Raw genomic sequence first — 16,972 nt, 5'->3', positions numbered from 1 at the left:
CCTCGCCCGAACCCGTGTACGTCAGTACGTCATGACCGATACGCAGGACTAAGGGTGCCATGCCCGCAGGGCTCGCCCCGCATCGGCATAGCGGTCGGTACGCGCCCGGCCACGGAGACGGGCCCCGCGCCCGGCCCCCGCCCCGTCGCGGGCCCCTCCCCCGGCGCCCGGACGGCCGACGCGGCGAAGCCCGGTGCCTCCTCGGCCAGTTCGGCGAGCACCCGGTCGAGGTGGGCGGTCCCCTCCGGCGTGCGGGCCAGCAGCTCACCGGCCCGCAGCACCAGCTCCCGGACCCGGGCGTCCGCGCCCGGCCGCCCCGTGGCCCGCAGCGCGGCGGCCCGCAGCAGCGCGTCCGGCACGGCGGGGTCGGGCACCTCGTGCCGCTCCAGGTCGAGCAGTACGTCGAGGAGCTCACCGCGCGGGCCCCGCGAGACGTCCGTGCCGGGCGCGGCGAGGACGGGTACGAGCGCGGCCCGCACCGCGGCGGGGCGGCCCCGCAGCAGGTCCATGACGAGCGGGACCACGAGGGCGCGTCCGGCCGGCCCCTGCTCCAGGCACCGGTCGACGTAGGCGGCGGCGTGGGCGGCGCCCCCGGGATGGCGGTCGGCGTACTCGCGGACCAGTGCGGCGGCGCGCCGGGCGAGCGCGGGCGCCCGCAGGCCGGCGAGGGCGTCCAGCACGTCGGCGGCCGCGTCCGGGCCGCCGCTGTGCAGCCGCGTGCGGAAGGCCGCCAGGACCGCTTCGGGGTGGGTGGTCAGCGCGGGGGCCAGCGCGCGGGCGGGCAGGCCGCGGTCGCCGGCCAGGAACACCGTGAGCGCCTGCGGCAGGTGCCGGTCGCGGGCGTGCGGGTCCCGCACGAGCACGGCGAGCGCCACGCCGTGCAGCGAACGGTCGCCGGGACGGGCGAGCAGGGCGAGCGCGGCGTACCGCAGGAGTTCCCGGTCGGCCTCGGCGGCGACGCGGGCGGCGAGGAGCTGCCCGTACGCGGCGGCGGCCACCCGGCGGGCCGGGCGGGCGTCGTCGTGGGCCCAGCGGTCGACGGCGCGGCACAGGGCGGCGGGCTCGTCGTCGGCGAGGCCGCGCAGGAGTTCGTCGGCGCGGGGGTGGGCCGTGGCGACCAGGGCCTCGCACAGGTCGTCGACGGCGAGGTCGCGGTGGGTGCGCAGCAGGGCCTGGGCGACTCCGGCGACGGTGGGCCGGGTGGCGGAGCCCGGCTGCGCGGGGAGCGGGCGCTCGTCGGTGAACCACCGGCACAGCAGGGGCTGCACGCCGCGCGGGTCCGCGGCCAGCCGGCGGGCGACCGCGGCGAGGTAGCCGGAGGGTCGGGTGGTGCCGGGCCGGGCGGGGCGCGGGACGTCGGCGGGCAGGACGCGGCGCAGCAGGTCGAGGCGCTCGTCCTCGCCGATGCCCAGCCGCTCCCAGAACGGCGGCCCGTACAGCCCGGGGTCGCCGGCGGCGGGCCGGGTCGTCAGGCGCGCGGCGAGCAGCCGCAGGACGCCGGTGTACGGGCGGGCGTCCGGCACGCCCAGCAGGGTGTCGTGGAGCAGCCGGCCGGCCCACCACTCGGCGTCGGCGGGCCCCGGCTCGCGCCGGAGCAGCCGCTCCAGCCGGCGCGCGAGCGGACCGGTCCCCCGGCCGCGCTCCAGCAGCAGCAGCGCCTGGACGACGACGCCGGACCGGTGCGCGGGGACTCCGCCGCCGGGTGGCCGGCACGCGGCGTCCGTGCCCGGCTGACCTGGCGGCACGGGGTACGGCGGCTCGGCGGGCGCGGAGGCGAGGGCCGGGGGGCTGTACCCCGGCCGGGGCGGTAGGAGGCCGCCGCCCGGTTCGCGGGGCGCACCGGGGCCGGAGGGTGCCCCGTACCCGGCGGCCTGGCCTGCCGGGGGCACCCACGCCGCCGCGGTGCCCTGCGGGACGGGGAGGGTCGGGACGGGCGGGGCGGCGCTGCCGGAGGGCGCGGGTCCGGCCGGAGTGGGTCCGGAGAGGGGGCCCGGGTGCGGGGGTGCGGCGGCCACGGGGACTCCGGGCCCGTGCGGGGCGTTCACACGCGGGCCGGCCCAGGGCGCGGCGGCCTGAGGGGCGGCCATGGGCGCGGCGGTCCCGGGCGTTCCGGGGCGGGTGAGCGGTCCGGGCGCGGCGGCCGCGGGCGCCGTCAGGACCGGCCTCCCGCCCGGGGGCAGGGCGGCCGGGGGCGGGCCGCCGACCGGGAGTGCCCGTGCCGTTCCGCCGGGCGCCAGTGCGGGAGGCCCGGCGGGACGGACCGGACCGGAGGCCGCCCGGCTCGGGCCCCCGCCCGTGGCGGGGAGGCGGTCCGGAGGGGCCGTCGCCTCGTGGCGTGTGAGCACCAGGGCGTCCAGGGCCGCGTCCACGTCGAGGTGGGTCGCCTGGAGCCACTCGCCGAACTCCTCGTCGGCGAACCGGTACCCGGCGCCCGCCGCGACCAGCGGTCCCTCCGCCAGGACGGCGGACGCCCACCTGGTGTCCGGCGGGAACAGGTCGTCGAACCCGGCCCGGTCCAGCGCCCCGTGGCCGGACCCGAGGCAGCGCCGCGCCGCCTCGTGGACGCGGCCGGCGACCCGCGCGGCGAGGCCCCGCACCTCCGTCTCCGACAGGGCGGGCCGGCAACCGGCGGCGATGCGCTGGGCGACGCGCAGGCACAGCAGGTTCAGGTGCGCGGCGAACAGGTCGGCCCGCGCCGCGCACGGGGGTACGGCGCCGGGCAGCGCCGCCCGCAGGTCCGCGAGGAGCCGCAGGGCCAGCGGGTGGCGCGCGTCGGCGGGCGCGAGCCCTCCGGGGAGCAGCCCGTACCGCAGGCGGGCCTCCTCGGCCTCCTCGCGGGTCAGGTCCCCGACGGGTACGGCTGCCGGGCCGGGCGCCCCGGTCCCGTACAGCGCGTCCGGCGGGTAGAGCGCGCCCGCCGTCTCCCAGTACGCCTGCCCGCAGGCCAGGGCGAGCCGTGCGCCGTGCTGCCGCAGCCACTGGACCGTCTCGGAGGTCCAGTGGGGCAGCCGGTGCGCGAGGGGCGGGGGCGCCTCCTCGGGCGCGTCCAGCACCACGAGGAGCGGCCGTCCCGCCTCTGCGGCGATCCGCGCGACCCGCCGGGCCAGGCCGTCCCGCTCCGGGGGCGCGCCCCCACCGCCGGTGCCGGGCATGAGTCCGCGCCCGGCCTCTTCGAGTGCGCGGACCATGGCGTCGGCGAGGGAGGTGTCGCCGGGCCGCAGATCGGCGCCGCGCAGCCACAGGGTCGGCTCGGGCACGGCCGCGACGGCGCGGCGGCGGGTGTGGGCGGCCAGGGCGGTGGTGCGCCCCGTGCCGGGCGCGCCCACGAGCGCGCAGACGACCGGCCCGCCGGCCGGGGCCCGGCCGGCGCCCCTGGTGAAGAAGTCCAGGTGGTGGGCGAGTTCGGGGCGGGGGACGGCGCGTCCGGGGTGGAGCGGCGCGTGGGTGAGGGCGGTGAGCTGGAGGGCGCCGGCCAGATTGAGGTCGGGGCCGTGGGCGGGGACCGTGGCGGCGTTGCGGCGGAGCAGGGCCGCCAGGGGCCCGCCCGGTTCGCGGGTGGCCGCGGCGGCGAGGGGCACGGCGAGCACGGCGGGGTGGTCGGTGTGCAGGGCGGGGGTCAGGACGGCGAGGACCGCGCCCGTGGCGGCGTCCACGACGGGGCCGCCGCCCGCCGCGCCGCCCGGCTGCAGGGCCTCGCGCCCCTCGGTGCCGAGGGCGAGTTCCAGGACGTCGCCGACGACGTGGGTGCCGTCGCGCCCGGTGCGGGTCGCGCGGGTGGTGCCGAGTACCCGTGCCTCGCGCGGCCCGTCGGCTTCGACGCGTACATACGATCCGATCGCCGCCCGGCGGGTGGCGATGGCCAGGGGGCGCACGCCGAGGCCCTCGGTGCGGATGAGCGCGAGGGCGTCGCCGGGCAGGACGGTGACGGCGTCGGCGGTGACCACGAGGGCTCGTCCCGCGGGTGCGTCGAGCACGATCCGGTCGAGGCCGTCGACGGTTTCCTGGCTGGTCACGACCGTGCCGAGGGTGTCCGCGACGAAGCCGGCGCCGCGCGTCCGGCCCGCCTGATCACAGATGCGCACCAGTGTCGCCCGGTCCTGTCGTCCCATGGGTCGACGTTAGGGCGGGGCTGATCGGGGCGGGAAACGCGAGCGGTCTACGCGCCCCCGAATGCCCCCGCCTTCACTCCGAGCGCCCGTCCAAGTGGGTGAATAGGCATTCTTGTGCGGACAGAGACAAGTCGGAGGGGGATCGTGGAGCGGGCCAGGACGACCGGCCCGCTCCACGGTGCACGGGCGCGACGCGGACCACCGGCCGGCCCCACACAGCGCGGGGGCGACGCGGGCCACCGGCCGGCCCCACACAGCGCGGGGGCGACGCGGACCGGCCCACTGGCCCGAGCACCCATGGGCCCGCGCCCTGCCGGTCCGAAGACGCCGGGCAGGGCGGCTCGGGTGGGTGTGCGCCACCGCGGCCCGCAGCGCGACGGGCCTGCGGCCCGCGGCCCACCGGCCGCGGCCCGCGGGCCCGTGCAGGGGGCCGTGCGGCCGCCCGGGTCTCAGCCGAAGACGGCAACGCTCTTGGCCTTGCCGCCGCGCTCCTCGACCAGGGCCAGGAAGCGGCCCTCGGGTCCGAAGACGGCGACGGGGCCCTTCTCGTAGGCGGGCATGTCGATGCGTACGCCGTTGAGGAGCAGCTTGGCGCGCCGCTCGTCCACCTCCCAGCGCGGGAACGCGGCGCCGGCCGCCTCCGCGATGGGCATGACGGTGAGCTCCTCCTGGAGCTGGTCCAGGGTGCGGGCGGCGTCGAGCTTGTACGGGCCGACGCGGGTGCGGCGCAGCGCGGTCAGGTGCCCGCCCACCCCGAGGTCGGCGCCGACATCGCGGGCGAGCGCCCGGATGTACGTGCCGGACGAGCAGACGACGGAGACGACGAGGTCCACGACGGGGGTGCCGTCCTCGGCGACGGCGTCGCGCATGTCGTACACGGTGAACTGGGAGACGGTGACCGGGCGGGCGGGGATGTCGAACTCCTCGCCGCCGCGCACCCGCGCGTAGGACCGCTTCCCGTCGATCTTGATGGCGCTGATCTTGGACGGCACCTGCATGATGTCGCCGGTCAACTTGGCGACGGCCGCGTCGACGGCCTCGCGGGTCACGCGGGACGCGTCGGTGGACGAGGTGATCTCGCCTTCGGCGTCGTCGGTGACGGTGTTCTGCCCGAGGCGGATGGTGCCCAGGTACTCCTTCTCGGTCAGCGCGAGGTGGCCGAGGAGCTTGGTGGCCTTCTCGACGCCGAGGACGAGGACGCCGGTGGCCATGGGGTCGAGCGTCCCCGCGTGGCCGACGCGGCGGGTGCGGGCGATGCCGCGCATCTTGGCGACGACGTCGTGGGAGGTGAACCCGGCCGGCTTGTCGACGATGACGAGGCCGTCGCGGGGGCCCCTCCCGGTGTCGGCCGGGAGGGGCTTGCGGCTTGCGTTGCTCATCGGGCGCCGGTGCCGTCCTCGTCGTCCGCCCCGGCCTCGTCGGCGTCGGCGTCCTCGTCGCCCGGCTTGCGGTACGGGTCGGCTTCGCCGGCGTACGTCTTGCCGGTGGACACCTCGCGCACCTCGGCGTCCTTGGCGCGCGCCTTGTCGAGGAGGTCCTCGATGGTGCGGGCGTTGTCGGGCAGGGCGTCCGGCACGAACGTCAGCGTCGGCGTGAAGCGGACGCCGGTCTGCCTGCCGACCTCGGAGCGCAGGATGCCCTTGGCGGACTCCAGCGCGGCCGCGGAGGCCGCGCGCTCCTCCTCGTCACCGTAGACCGTGTAGAAGACCGTGGCCTCTCGCAGGTCGCCGGTGACGCGGGCGTCCGTGATGGTCACGAACCCCAGCCGCGGATCTTTGATTCGCCGGTCCAGGGTCTCCGCGACCACGACCTGGATGCGATCGGCCAGCTTGCGGGCCCGCGCGTTGTCGGCCACCGGTCCGTCTCCTCTTCCGTCTTGCGTTCACTCTTCATCGGTGTGGATGCGCCGCCGTACGGACAGCAGCTCCACCTCGGGCCGGGCGGCGACGAGCCGCTCGCACCGGTCCAGTACCCCTGTGAGGTGCCCGACGTCCCCCGAGACCATCGCGACGCCGATCTCGGCCCTGCGATGGAGGTTCTGGTTGCCGGTCTCCGCCACACTCACCGCGAATTTCCGCTGGAGTTCGGCGACGATCGGCCGGACGACGGAGCGCTTCTCCTTCAGCGACCGTACGTCGCCGAGGAGCAGATCGAAGGACAGCGTCCCCACATACATGCACAGTCCGGATGTCCCGCCGGTTCGGGTTCGATGGGTCCCCGCCGTGCACCGGCGGGGACCTTCGAACCGTACACGCAGCGGCCGGGGCCGATCGACGGAAATTCCTTCCGCCGACCGGCCCCGGCTTCCGCTGCGTGGTGTCGCGCCGGCTGGGTCAGCCGCGCGGCTTCTCGCGCATCTCGTACGTCGCGATGACGTCGTCGACCTTGATGTCGTTGAAGTTTCCGAGGTTGATACCGCCCTCGAAGCCTTCGCGGATCTCGGTGACGTCGTCCTTGAAGCGACGCAGACCCTCGATGTTGAGGTTCTCCGCGACGACCTTGCCGTCGCGCAGGAGGCGCGCCTTGGTGTTGCGCTTGACCACACCGGACCGGATGAGGACACCGGCGATGTTGCCCAGCTTGGACGAGCGGAAGACCTCGCGGATCTCCGCCGTGCCGAGCTCGACCTCTTCGTACTCCGGCTTGAGGAGACCCTTCAGGGCCGCCTCGATCTCCTCGATGGCCTGGTAGATCACCGAGTAGTAGCGGACGTCGACGCCCTCGCGCTCCGCCATCTGCGCGGCACGGCCGGCCGCGCGGACGTTGAAGCCGATGACGATGGCGTCGGAGCCCATCGCCAGGTCGATGTCGGACTCGGTGACCGCACCCACACCGCGGTGCAGGACCCGGATGTCGACCTCTTCACCGACGTCGAGCTGGAGCAGCGAGGACTCGAGGGCCTCGACCGAACCGGACGCGTCGCCCTTGATGATGAGGTTGAGTTCCTGGATCTGACCGGCCTTGAGCACCTTGTCGAGGTCCTCGAGGGACACCCGGCGGACGCGCTTGGCGAAGGCGGCGTTGCGCTCCCGCGCGGCGCGCTTCTCGGCGATCTGGCGGGCCGTGCGGTCCTCGTCGACGACGAGGAAGTTGTCGCCGGCGCCCGGGACGTTGGTGAGGCCCAGGACCAGGACGGGGGTCGAAGGAGTGGCCTCCTCGACGTTGTTGCCCTTGTCGTCGAGCATCGCGCGGACACGGCCGTACGCGTCGCCGACCACCATCGTGTCGCCGACCCGCAGGGTGCCTCGCTGGACCAGGACGGTCGCGACGGCGCCGCGGCCGCGGTCGAGGTGGGACTCGATCGCGATGCCCTGCGCGTCCTGCTCCGGGTTGGCCCGCAGGTCGAGCGAGGCGTCCGCCGTGAGGATGACGGCCTCCAGCAGGGAGTCGATGTTCAGACCCTGCTTGGCGGAGATGTCGACGAACATGGTGTCGCCGCCGTACTCCTCGGCGACCAGGCCGTACTCGGTCAGCTGACCGCGCACCTTGGTCGGGTCGGCGCCCTCGACGTCGATCTTGTTGACCGCGACCACGATCGGCACGTCGGCCGCCTTGGCGTGGTTCAGGGCCTCGACCGTCTGCGGCATGACACCGTCGTTGGCCGCCACCACGAGGATCGCGATGTCGGTCGACTTGGCACCGCGGGCACGCATGGCGGTGAACGCCTCGTGACCCGGGGTGTCGATGAAGGTGATCTTGCGCTCTTCGTCGTTGACCTGGGTCGTGACCTGGTAGGCACCGATGTGCTGGGTGATGCCGCCGGCCTCGCCCGCGACGACGTTCGTCTTGCGGATGGCGTCGAGCAGGCGGGTCTTGCCGTGGTCGACGTGACCCATGACGGTGACGACCGGAGGACGCGGCGCGAGGTATTCCTCGCCGCCCTCGTTCTCGCCCCATTCGAGGTCGAAGGACTCGAGCAGCTCGCGGTCCTCCTCCTCCGGCGAGACGATCTGAACGGTGTAGTTCATCTCGTCGCCGAGGAGCTGCAGCGTCTCGTCGGAGACGGACTGCGTGGCCGTGACCATCTCGCCGAGGTTCATCATGACCGCGACGAGCGACGCCGGGTTGGCGTTGATCTTCTCCGCGAAGTCGGTGAGGGACGCACCGCGCGACAGGCGAACGGTCTCGCCGTTGCCGCGAGGCAGCATCACGCCGCCCACGGACGGGGCCTGCATGGCCTCGTACTCCTGGCGCCTCTGACGCTTCGACTTGCGGCCGCGGCGGGCGGGACCGCCCGGACGGCCGAACGCGCCCTGCGTGCCACCACGGCCGCCGGGGCCGCCGGGACGGCCGCCGAAGCCGGGACGACCGCCGCCGAAGCCGCCGCCGCCACCCGGGGCACCGGGACGGCCACCGCCGCCACCGCCGCCGGGACGACCGGCGAAGCCGCCGCCACCGCCGCCGGGACGGCCGGCGAAGCCGCCGCCGCCGGGACGGCCGCCGGGGCCGCCGGGACGGCCGCCGGTCGCGGGACCGCGGCCGCCGGGGCCGGGACGCGGGCCGGCAGCGGGACGCTGCGGCATCATGCCCGGGTTCGGGCGGTTGCCGGCGGGGCCGCCGCCCGGGCGCGGGGCCTGGGGACGCGGCATGGAGCCGGGAGTGGGGCGCGGGCCGCCGGGGCCCGGCTGCGGACGCGGGCCGGCCTGGCCGGGGGCCTGCGGACGCGGGCCGCCGGGAGCACCCGGGGCGCCGGGACGCGGGGCACCGCCCGGACGGGGCGCCTGCGGGCGCGCCATGCCGGTGGAGCCGCCGGACGTGAACGGGTTGTTGCCCGGACGCGGGCCGGCCGGACGGGCGCCGCCCGGACGGGGGGCCTGCTGGCCGCCGGGGCGCGGGGCGCCCTGGCGTCCGGCGCCCTGCTGGCCGCCGCCGGCCTGCTGGCGCGCGGCGGGACGGGGGCCGGGGGTGGCACCGGGCCGGGGACCGGCGGCGGGAGCCGACGGCGGCGCGGTGAACTCGGGCTTCGTCGGGGCCGGGGCCGCCGGGGCCGGCTTGGCCGGGGCGGGCTTGGGACCCGGGGTGGGCCGCGGGCCGGGGGCCGGCGCCGCGGGCTTCTCGGCGGCCGCGGGCTTCGGCGCGGGGGCGCCGGGCTTCGGGGCGGCCGGACGCGCCGCCTGCGCCGGGGACGGCGCGGCGGGCTTGGACTGGGGGGTGCCGGCCTCGCGCTTGGCGGGGGCGGCGGGGGCGGCCTTGCGGGGCGCGCCAGGCTTGGCAGCGGACTTGCCGGCGGAGCCGGGTCCCTGCAAAGCGTCGGTCAGCTTACGGACAACCGGCGCCTCGATCGTCGAGGACGCCGAACGCACGAATTCACCGAGTTCCTGGAGCTTGGCCATGACGACCTTGCTCTCCACACCGAACTCCTTGGCGAGTTCGTATACCCGGACCTTAGCCACTTCGCTCCTTTGAGGTCCGGTGTACCGCCGGACCGTCGCTACTTCATGGGCGTACTCATCGCGTACTCATCGAGTGCTCATCGCAATCTCGACCTACTTCCACTCGCGAGGTACCTGACCGCACGGGCTCTCCCCGTGCCGTACTTCTTCTTACGGTGTCGCCTGCTCGACGTAGTGGCGGATGTCCGCGGTGTCGAGCGGACCCTGGACCCGGAGGGACCGGGGGAACGCCCGGCGGCGGACCGCCAGATCGAGACAGGACTGGACGGGATGCACATAGGCACCCCGACCGGGCAGCGTACCGCGTGGATCGGGGGCGCACTCACCCTCGATCGCCACGATCCGCAGCAGATCGCTCTTGGCCGCCCGCTCCCGGCATCCCACACAGGTTCGCTCAGGGCATGCGCGGGCATGCGTCCGGCCAGACACGCTTAAGTCTACCTCCCCGCACCGACCTCACCCCTTTGGGGCAAAAATCGAACGGTTGTTGTCGTGATCCCGTCGTGGTCTCGCTGTGGCACAACGTGACCACGGGGGGACTCTATTCCCCGGCGGGCGGCGCCGTCTGCTCGGTATCCGGGCGGATGTCGATGCGCCAGCCGGTGAGGCGGGCGGCGAGGCGGGCGTTCTGGCCCTCCTTGCCGATCGCCAGGGACAGCTGGTAGTCCGGCACGGTGACCCGCGCGGACCGGGCGGCCAGGTCGACGATCTCGACCTTGGAGACCCGCGCCGGCGACAGGGCGTTGGCCACCATGTCGGCCGGGTCGTCCGACCAGTCGACGATGTCGATCTTCTCGCCGTGCAGTTCGGCCATGACGTTGCGCACACGGCCGCCCATCGGGCCGATGCAGGCGCCCTTGGCGTTGAGCCCGGAGCGCGTGGACCGTACGGCGATCTTCGTGCGGTGGCCGGCCTCGCGGGCGATCGCGGCGATCTCGACGGAACCGTCGGCGATCTCCGGGACCTCCAGCGCGAAGAGCTTCTTCACGAGGTTGGGGTGGGTGCGCGAGAGGGTGACGGACGGGCCGCGCACGCCCTTGGCGACGCGGACGACGTAGGTGCGCAGCCGCAGGCCGTGGGTGTACTCCTCGCCGGGGACCTGCTCCTGGACGGGGAGGATGGCCTCCAGCTTGTCGTCCAGCTTCACCAGGACGTTCTTGGGGTCCTTGCCCTGCTGGACGACGCCCGCGACGATGTCGCCCTCGCGGCGCGCGTACTCGCCGAACGTCATGTCGTTCTCGGCGTCGCGCAGCCGCTGCTGGATGACCTGGCGGGCGGTGGTCGCCGCGATGCGGCCGAAGTCCGACGGGGTGTCGTCGAACTCCTTGGGCTCCTGCCCCTCCTCCAGGTCCGCCGGGTCCTCCTTCGCCCACACCGTCACATGACCGGTCTGCCGGTCCAGCACGGCACGGGCGTGGCGGCGGGCTCCCTCGGTGCGGTGGTAGGCGATGAGGAGGGCCGACTCGATCGCCTCGACCAGCAGCTCGAAGGGGATCTCCTTCTCTTGTGCCAAGCCCTTAAGGAGCTTCACATCGATGTCCACGGCTACGCCTCCTCCTCTTCCTTCTTGTCCTTGCGGTTGAACTCGATCTCCACGCGCGCCTTGGCGATCTCGGGGAACTCCACGCGCCGGGCGGTGGCCTTGCGGCCCTTCACGCCCGGTACCTCCAGGTCGAGTCCCTCCTCGTCCACGCCGAGGATGCGGGCGACGAGGTCGCCGCCCTCGCGCAGCTGGAACTTCACGAGGCGGCCCGTGGCCCGTACGTAGTGGCGGTGCTCGGTGAGGGGGCGGTCGGCGCCCGGCGAACTCACCTCGAGGACGTACTCGCCCTCGCCCATCGCGTCCGTCTCGTCGAGCTTGTCGGAGATGGCGCGGCTCAGCTCGGCGCAGGCGTCGAGTTCCACGCCCTCGTCCGAGTCGACGATGACCCTCAGCTCCCTGCGGCGGCCCACCCGGGACACCTCGATCTCTTCCAGATCCAGCTGCCTGGCGATGACCAGCGGTTCAATCAGCCCGCGCAGCCTCTCGCTCTGGGTGGTGCTCATCCGGGTGACTCCTCGGCCGCGTGTGCTGTTGTGGGTTCGTCGCGTGTCAGAACCAAAGGGTATCCGGTCCCGGGGGGTGTTGCCGTCCACCCCGGACCGACCCGCGGGTACGCTCGCCTGCGGTGATCTTCGATGGATGTACCCGAAGGAGTGACGCGTGGGGCGCACGGGGATGACGCGGAGACGTGCACTCACCATGGCCGCGACGGCCGCCGCGGCGCCCGCCGCGCTGGCCGGATGCTCTGGTTCCGGCGCCGGCGAGGGTGAGCGGGGCGGCGCGTCGCGCCCCTCGGAGGCGGAGCGCGCGCGCCGTGCCGAGGCGGCCCTGCGCCGCAGGTCGGCAGGGGTGAGCGGGGTACTCCTCGCGGGTTACGACGAGGTGCTGGGCGCCCATCCGGGCCTGGGCGCGCGGCTGGCGCCACTGCGCGAGGCGACGGCCCTGCACGTCGCGGCGCTGGCGCCCGCGGGCGAGCGCGCCGCCGGGACGGCGAGCCCCGGCGCGGTGGCCCCGACGGGCGGCGCGGCGACCGGTGCGGCGCCGTCCGGGGCCGGGCGCCCGGCGGGGGCCGCGGCGTCTCCCGGCGCGTCCGGTGCGGCGGTGCCCGGTACCGGGCCGTTCCCCCGCGGGGTGCCGGCGGAGCCGGGGGCCGCGCTCGGGGAGCTGGCCGCGCTGGCGTCCCGTACCGCCGCAGCGCACACCGCCGCCCTGGCCGGGGCGCCGCCCGAACTGGCCCGGCTGCTGGCGTCGGTCGCCGCCGCGGGCGCCGCCCACGCGTACCTGCTGACCGAGGGGAGCGGGGCATGAGCGCCCTGGAGGCCGCGCGGGCGGTCGTGGCGGCGGAGCACGCGGCCGTGTACGGGTACGGGGTCGTCGGCGCCCGGGTGGGCGCCGCGCGCCGGGCGGAGGCCGGGGCGGGCCACGCGGCGCACCGGGCGCGGCGGGACGCGGCGGCCCGGACGGTGCGGGACCTGGGCGGTACGGCACCGGTGTCGGCGCCCGCGTACGCGCTGCCGTTCCCGGTCCCGGACGAGGAGGCGGCGGTCCGGCTGGCGGCCCTGCTGGAGGACCGGGTGGCGGGCGCGTACGCCGATCTCGTACGGGCCTCCGGAAGGGCCCTGCGCCGGGACGCGGCGGCCGCGCTGCGCGAGGCGGCGGTGCGGGCCGTCCGCTGGCGGGGCGGCGGCGTAGCCTTTCCTGGGCTCGCCGAGCGATCGTGAGCCCCGCTCCCCCGCGCGGCCCGCGCCGCAGTACCGGAAGGTGACCCCGCACGTATGGCCCACGCCGCTGACGCCCCCCTGTTCGAACCGCCGCGCCGTGTCGCGCGGGCGCTCGGCGAGACGTACGGCGAGGCCGCCGCGGGCGCGTGGCTCGGCGGGCTGCCGGACATCGCGCGCGAGGCGCTGACCGCGCGGGGCGCGACCGCGGAGCGGGTGGTGGAGCCGGGCGGGCGCAGCAGCGTCGTGGCCCTGGTGCGGCGCGCCGACGGGGAGCCCGCCGCGCTGAAGCTGGCGCCGCCGTTCGCCGCGCCCGCCCTGGAGCGGGAGGCGCTGGCCCGCTGGAACGGCTGGGGCGCGGTGCGGCTGCTGGACGACGGGGCGGACGCGCCGGGGCTGCTGCTGGAGCGGCTGCGGCCCGATGTGTCGCTGCGCTCCCTGCCGGAGGCGAAGGCGCTGCTGGAGGCCGCCGGAACGGTACGGCGGCTGTGGGTGGCGCCGCCGGAGGGGCACGGGTTCGAGTCGGTGGCGGACCGGACGGCGCGGATGGCGGGCGCGATGGCCGCGTACCGGGCCGACGAGGCGGTGGGCGCCCTGGTGGCGGCGGCCCTGGAGGCCCGCGAGGCGCTGGTGGCCAAGCCCCCGCAGGACGAGGCGCTGCTGCTGCACGGCTGCTTCCGGCAGGGCAAGGTCCTGGCGGGCGACCGCGCGCCGTGGCTCGCCGTGGGGCCCGAGCCGGTGGTGGGCGAGCGGGCGTACGACCTGGCGCGGCTGGCGCGGGACCGCGTGGAGGACCTGGTGGCGGAGGCGTCCGGCGCGACGGCGGCCCGGCGGCGGGTGGCGAAGCTGGCGGACTCGCTGGACGTGGACGGGGAGCGGCTGCGCGGCTGGACGCTGTTCCGGGCGGTGGAGTCCGGGACGCGGGCGCTGGCGGCCGGGCGGCTGCGCGAGGCGGAACCGCTGCTGGAGTTCGCCGGCTGGCTCTGACGCCCCGCCTGCGATGTGAACCCGCCTGCGGTGCGGCCGCCCTGCCTGGGTGCGGCCCTGCCTGCTCTGAGGCCTGCCTGATGTGCGGTCGCGCGGGGTGGCCCTGCCTGCTCTGACGCCTGCCTGCTGTGCGGTCGCGCGCGGCCGCCCTGCCTGGGTGCGGCCCTGCCTGCGGTCCTGCCCGCCGCGCCTGCCCCAGGGCCCGACTGCGGTCGACCCCGCCGCCCCGCGCGGCTGTCTGCGGTGCGGCCGCGCGGGGCGGCCCCATAGCGCCCATATGGGTGCACTATGGGCTTTAGCCCGTTCATCGCACTCGGGTTCGACCGACGGCAGGGGGTCGTCATGGGCGAGGAACTGCTGACCGCGGCGGTGCTGGCCGGCTCGGCCGCCATCGCGTACGCCGGGGCCGCCGCCAGGGTCGTCCGGCAGTACGAGCAGGGCGTCGTGCTGCGGTTCGGGCGGCTGCGCAGCCGTGTGCGGGGGCCGGGGCTCACCTTCATCGTCCCGTTCGTCGACCGTATGCGGAAGGTCAGCCTGCAGATCGTGACGATGCCCGTGCCCGCCCAGGACGGCATCACCCGCGACAACGTCACGGTCCGGGTGGACGCGGTGATCTACTTCAAGGTCGTGGACCCGGTGGACGCCGTGATCCGGGTCGAGGACTACCGCTTCGCCGTCTCGCAGATCGCGCAGACCTCGCTGCGCTCCATCATCGGCAAGAGCGACCTGGACGATCTGCTCTCCAACCGGGAGAAGCTCAACGAGGGCCTGGAGCTGATGATCGACAATCCGGCCGTCGAGTGGGGCGTCACCATCGACCGCGTCGAGATCAAGGACGTGTCGCTGCCCGAGACGATGAAGCGCTCCATGGCCCGGCAGGCCGAGGCGGACCGTGAGCGGCGGGCCCGGCTGATCAACGCGGACGCGGAGCTGCAGGCGTCCAAGAAGCTGTCGGAGGCCGCGCGGGAGATGGCCGACACGCCTTCGGCACTCCAGCTGCGGCTGCTCCAGACGGTGATGGCGGTGGCCGCCGAGAAGAACTCGACGCTGGTGCTGCCGATCCCGGTGGAGCTGCTGCGGTTCCTGGAGCGGTCCGCCGAGGCCGCAGAGTCCCGGACCGCCGAGTCCCAGGCCGCGGAGTCCCGGGCAGAGGGGCGGCGCGGGGCCGGATCCGGGGACGACACGCGGCGGGAGGACACCGGCGACGGCACGGAGCGGACGCGGAGCGACGACGGGCGGTCCGGCGAGGGCCGGTCCGGCGAGGAGCGCGGGCGGCTCGCGGCCGGGGAACGCCCCGAGCTGGGACCCGCGCCGCAGCGGGCCGCCGCGGCGCCGCCGTACGGGGAGACGCGCCGTCCGGAGCCCGTACGCCGACCGGCGCCGACCGCCCCGCTGCGGGACGACGACGCCGGTACGGCGGGGTGCCTGTGAGACCTACTCGGCGGCGGTGAGGCGGGCGACCGCCTCCTCGACGGTGAGCTCCTCGCGCTCGCCGGTGCGGCGGTCCTTCAGCTCGACGACGCCCTCACCGGAGCGGCGCCCGGCGACGAGGATCTTCGGCACGCCGATCAGCTCCGCGTCGGTGAACTTCACGCCCGGCGAGACACCGGCCCGGTCGTCGACCAGCACGCGCAGCCCGGCCTCACGGAGCTTCTCGGAGACCTCCAGGGCCAGCTCCGTCTGGAGCGCCTTGCCCGCCGCGACGACATGGACGTCCGCCGGGGCGATCTCGCGCGGCCAGCACAGGCCCTTGTCGTCGGCGGTCTGCTCGGCGAGGGCGGCGACGGCGCGGGAGACGCCGATGCCGTACGAGCCCATGGTGACGCGGACCGGCTTGCCGTTCTGGCCGAGCACGTCCAGCTGGAAGGCGTCGGTGTACTTGCGGCCGAGCTGGAAGATGTGGCCGATCTCGATGGCGCGGTCCAGCTTCAGGCCCGTACCGCACTTCGGGCAGGGGTCGCCCTCCTCGACCACGACGACGTCGAGGTAGTCGTCCACCTGGAAGTCGCGACCGCACACGACGTTCCTGGCGTGCTTGTCCTGCTTGTTGGCGCCGGTGATCCAGGCGGTGCCGGGGGCGACGCGCGGGTCGGCGATGTAGCGGACCTTCTCCAGGCCCTGCGGGCCGACGTAGCCGCGCACCAGGTCGGGGCGGCCGACGAAGTCCTCGGCGGTGACCATCTCGACGACGGCCGGGGCGAGGTGGTCCTCCAGCTTGCCGAGGTCGACCTCCCGGTCGCCGGGGACGCCCACGGCGACGATCTCGCCGTCGACCTTCACCAGCAGGTTCTTCAGCGTGGCGGAGGCCGGTACGCCCAGGTGCTCGGCGAGCGTCTCGATGGTCGGCGTGTCCGGGGTGTCCAGCTCCTCGACGGGACCGTGCGCGGAGCCGTCGACGGGCTCGCCGCCCGCGAAGGTGACGGCCTCGGTGTTGGCGGCGTAGTCGCAGGACGGGCAGTACACGAAGGTGTCCTCGCCGGCGGCGGCCGGGGCCAGGAACTCCTCGGACGCCGAGCCGCCCATCGCGCCGGAGATCGCGGAGACGATCTTGTGGCGGAGGCCCAGGCGCTCGAAGATCCGCACATACGCCTCGCGGTGCAGGCGGTACGACTCGGCGAGGCCCTCGTCGGTGGTGTCGAAGGAGTACGAGTCCTTCATCTGGAACTCGCGGCCGCGCAGGATGCCGGAGCGGGGGCGGGCCTCGTCGCGGTACTTGGTCTGGATCTGGTAGAGGATCACCGGCAGGTCCTTGTAGGACGTGCACTGGTCCTTGACCAGCTGGGTGAAGATCTCCTCGTGGGTGGGGCCGAGCAGGTAGTCGGCGCCCTTGCGGTCCTGGAGGCGGAACAGCTCGGCGCCGTACTCCTCCCAGCGGCCGGTCGCCTCGTACGGCTCCTTCGGCAGCAGCGCGGGCAGCAGGACCTCCTGGGCGCCGATGGCGTCCATCTCCTCGCGCACGACGCGGGCGACGTTCTCCAGGACCTTCTTGCCGAGCGGCAGCCAGGACCAGATGCCGGCGGCGTTGCGGCGGACGTATCCGGCGCGGACGAGCAGCTTGTGGCTGAGCGTCTCGGCGTCCGCCGGGTCGTCGCGCAGTGTCTTGATCATCAACCGGGACATGCGCTGGACCTGGGCCATGGGGATCTCTCCTGCGGTGAAAAGTGTGATGTGCAGGAGGTTAGCCGGGTGCCCCCGGCGCGAGGAAATCAGTTGCCGCCGCCA

At 75.5% G+C, this 16,972-nt stretch carries 13 protein-coding genes; 4 read left to right on the top strand and 9 right to left on the bottom strand.

All coding sequences use genetic code 11. The annotated features are described in order from the left end of the window. Positions 1–29 precede the first annotated feature (29 nt). The 8 genes from ACSUPT_RS22180 to rimP all read right to left on the bottom strand — a co-directional run bounded on the left by ACSUPT_RS22180 (position 30) and on the right by rimP (position 11,548). Positions 30–4,109 carry a serine protease gene (locus ACSUPT_RS22180; RefSeq protein ID WP_436945356.1) on the bottom strand — a complete coding sequence of 1,360 codons (4,080 nt, stop codon included), beginning with the start codon at positions 4,107–4,109 and terminating at the stop codon, positions 30–32. A gap of 449 nt (positions 4,110–4,558) precedes the next feature. After that, positions 4,559–5,488, bottom strand: a complete 930-nt coding sequence (gene truB, locus ACSUPT_RS22175) for a tRNA pseudouridine(55) synthase TruB (RefSeq protein ID WP_436945355.1) — start codon at positions 5,486–5,488, stop codon at positions 4,559–4,561. Continuing rightward, a complete protein-coding gene (rbfA, locus tag ACSUPT_RS22170) occupies positions 5,485–5,964 on the bottom strand; it encodes a 30S ribosome-binding factor RbfA (RefSeq protein ID WP_351968129.1) in 480 nt (159 codons plus the stop codon). The genes truB and rbfA overlap by 4 nt, the downstream gene beginning before the upstream one ends. A 27-nt stretch (positions 5,965–5,991) precedes the next feature. Further along, positions 5,992–6,285, bottom strand: coding sequence for a DUF503 domain-containing protein (locus ACSUPT_RS22165; protein WP_351968130.1), 294 nt, complete (start codon positions 6,283–6,285; stop codon positions 5,992–5,994). 157 nt (positions 6,286–6,442) lie between these two features. Next, positions 6,443–9,502: a translation initiation factor IF-2 gene (infB, locus tag ACSUPT_RS22160; protein ID WP_436945354.1), complete on the bottom strand. Its 3,060-nt coding sequence runs from the start codon at positions 9,500–9,502 to the stop codon at positions 6,443–6,445. Positions 9,503–9,652: 150 nt separating this feature from the next. Next, positions 9,653–9,931: a YlxR family protein gene (locus tag ACSUPT_RS22155; protein WP_351968132.1), complete on the bottom strand. Its 279-nt coding sequence runs from the start codon at positions 9,929–9,931 to the stop codon at positions 9,653–9,655. A gap of 112 nt (positions 9,932–10,043) precedes the next feature. After that, positions 10,044–11,045, bottom strand: coding sequence for a transcription termination factor NusA (gene nusA / locus ACSUPT_RS22150; protein ID WP_351968133.1), 1,002 nt, complete (start codon positions 11,043–11,045; stop codon positions 10,044–10,046). Between the two features lie 2 nt (positions 11,046–11,047). Beyond that, the gene (rimP, locus tag ACSUPT_RS22145) at positions 11,048–11,548 is read right to left on the bottom strand and encodes a ribosome maturation factor RimP (RefSeq protein ID WP_351968134.1); all 501 of its coding nucleotides are present in this window, start codon (positions 11,546–11,548) and stop codon (positions 11,048–11,050) included. A gap of 196 nt (positions 11,549–11,744) precedes the next feature. Here rimP and ACSUPT_RS22140 point away from each other — a divergent pair, with 196 nt between their 5' ends. The 4 genes from ACSUPT_RS22140 (at position 11,745) to ACSUPT_RS22125 (ending at position 15,181) form a co-directional block, all read left to right on the top strand. Then, on the top strand, positions 11,745–12,353 hold the full coding sequence (locus ACSUPT_RS22140; protein WP_436945353.1) for a hypothetical protein: 609 nt from the start codon (positions 11,745–11,747) through the stop codon (positions 12,351–12,353). Beyond that, a complete protein-coding gene (locus ACSUPT_RS22135; RefSeq protein ID WP_436945352.1) occupies positions 12,350–12,766 on the top strand; it encodes a DUF4439 domain-containing protein in 417 nt (138 codons plus the stop codon). Before ACSUPT_RS22140 ends, ACSUPT_RS22135 begins: the two co-directional genes overlap by 4 nt. 54 nt (positions 12,767–12,820) lie before the next feature. Next, positions 12,821–13,750 (top strand): aminoglycoside phosphotransferase family protein, encoded by a 930-nt coding sequence (locus ACSUPT_RS22130; RefSeq protein ID WP_436945351.1) that lies wholly within the window; start codon positions 12,821–12,823, stop codon positions 13,748–13,750. A 342-nt stretch (positions 13,751–14,092) separates the two neighbouring features. Further along, positions 14,093–15,181, top strand: a complete 1,089-nt coding sequence (locus ACSUPT_RS22125) for an SPFH domain-containing protein (protein ID WP_436945350.1) — start codon at positions 14,093–14,095, stop codon at positions 15,179–15,181. 3 nt (positions 15,182–15,184) lie between these two features. Here ACSUPT_RS22125 and ACSUPT_RS22120 read toward each other — a convergent pair whose 3' ends face one another. Further along, on the bottom strand, positions 15,185–16,888 hold the full coding sequence (locus ACSUPT_RS22120; RefSeq protein ID WP_351968139.1) for a proline--tRNA ligase: 1,704 nt from the start codon (positions 16,886–16,888) through the stop codon (positions 15,185–15,187). Between the last annotated feature and the right edge of the window lie 84 nt (positions 16,889–16,972).

This window comes from Streptomyces sp. SudanB25_2051 (genome assembly GCF_964272635.1).
In the GTDB taxonomy this organism is placed as follows: Bacteria; Actinomycetota; Actinomycetes; order Streptomycetales; family Streptomycetaceae; genus Streptomyces.
This window is presented reverse-complemented; position numbering and strand designations above follow the sequence as displayed.